The organism is Psychrobacter sp. T6-1, from assembly GCF_052258445.1.
The window spans coordinates 1-1,619 of the sequence record NZ_JBQQFC010000422.1 but is presented as its reverse complement, the minus strand read 5'-3'; the positions used below and the strand labels follow the sequence as shown (position 1 = coordinate 1,619).

2 protein-coding genes are annotated in these 1,619 nt (G+C 45.5%); one reads left to right on the top strand and one right to left on the bottom strand.

Annotated features, from left to right (window positions below; genetic code table 11):
- The coding region (locus tag ACTXGO_RS13440; protein WP_443574873.1) for a glutathione S-transferase family protein at positions 1–647 on the bottom strand (647 nt) is incomplete at its 3' end.
- A 220-nt stretch (positions 648–867) separates the two neighbouring features.
- Between ACTXGO_RS13440 and ACTXGO_RS13435 the strand changes: the two genes are divergently transcribed.
- The gene (locus ACTXGO_RS13435; protein ID WP_443574872.1) at positions 868–1,542 is read left to right on the top strand and encodes a LysR family transcriptional regulator; all 675 of its coding nucleotides are present in this window, start codon (positions 868–870) and stop codon (positions 1,540–1,542) included.
- Positions 1,543–1,619 lie beyond the last annotated feature (77 nt).

Below are 1,619 nucleotides of genomic sequence, written 5' to 3'. Positions count from 1 at the left end.
TGCACGTATTGCATAAATTCAGGCATGTTGGTTAGGCGATCTACATCCACTCTCTTCGCGATATCAGATTGACTCATAGTCTCATTCCACTCTGTCATGCCCGGTATCTGCGCCATAATATCCCAGTCAAGCTGTCGGGCTGCAAAAGCGCTAACGATAGTATTGACGTAGTACAGGTAGATATCAGCCATCGTAAAGTGCTCGCCTGCAACCCAAGGTGAGAACTGACTCAAGTGATTTAAAGCGATAATGCCGCGCTCTAATACTTGACGCACCTCCATAGCGATAGGCTTAGGCACTTGCGTACCTGAAAAAGTAAAAGGTATCAGGCGACGGCTTGGCAACTCAAAATACAGCTCCGCTATCTTCATAATTTGGCGTATCGTTGCGCGCTCTTTAGCATCGGCAGGATATAGCGGTGTGTCAGGGTAGGTCTCTTCAATAAAGTCACAAATCACGCTCGATTCTGATAGATTAAACCCATCAGGCATGGTAATAGCAGGTACTTTACCGACTGGACTGACGGCTAGTAACTCGTCACTACTGGGATAGACTAAGTTTTCTTCAAAGGGAATCTCTTTATATAAAAGAGCGTGTTTTACTAAGTTGTAATAGTTGCTCGCAGCAAATCCGTGCAAAGTTATCATAAGTCGTTTTCCGTTATTGATGTTTTTTAATAGTCAAAGCGTTTTTGACATCCCTGTATCGAATACGTCTTAGCATCTGTACTCGCTAAATCAAACCTATTATTACTGGTTTTAATAGGCTTGTATATGCATATAAACGTGAATCACCATTGCTTTTATGACAATAATAAGGCGAAAATGTCTAGATACGTGCAATTAAAGCGGTAAAAGGAGAGGGGAGTTGGATCAACTGCGAGCCATACGCTATTTTTGTAAAGTCGCTGAAACTGGCAGCTTTACCAAGGCGGCAAAGGCGTTTGGGGTGCCACCATCGTCGCTGTCAAGACGTGTGGCTGATTTAGAAAAGAGTCTGGGCGCAACCTTATTAAAGCGCTCAACCCGCATTGTCAAAATGACAGAAGTGGGGCAAATTTACTATAACGATGTGCAGCAGATACTCAGTCAGCTCAAACAAAGTTCAGAGACCGTCCAGAGTTATCAAACCACGCCAATGGGCCGGCTGCGCATTAGCTCCATGGTCGGCTTCGGTGAAAAAATCCTGCTGCCATTGTTAGATGAATTTAGCGCGCTGTATCCAAAGATTGTCTTAGATGTAAGCTTAAGCGATGAGCTGTCCACCCTTGGGCGTGATGACGTCGACATTGCCATTCGCGGCGGTTATGCGCCTAATGAGCGCGTACTGGCGATAAGACTTATGGACAATGGTTTTATCCCTGTCGCAGCGCCAAGTTATCTAGATAACTATGGCACGCCCGAAGACGCAATGGCATTAAAACAGCATCAAGGCTTGTATTTTAAAGCGCCAATAGGGCCAACGCCTTGGCTTTGTTATATAGATAATCAGTGGCATGATGTCTCAGGGCCTGCGGTCGCCATATCTAATAACGGGCCGTAGCTGGCAAAAAAGGCTTGTAGCGGTGACGGTATTTTGATGTCTACGCGCTGGGCGTTAGCCTCATATCTGGAGTCAGG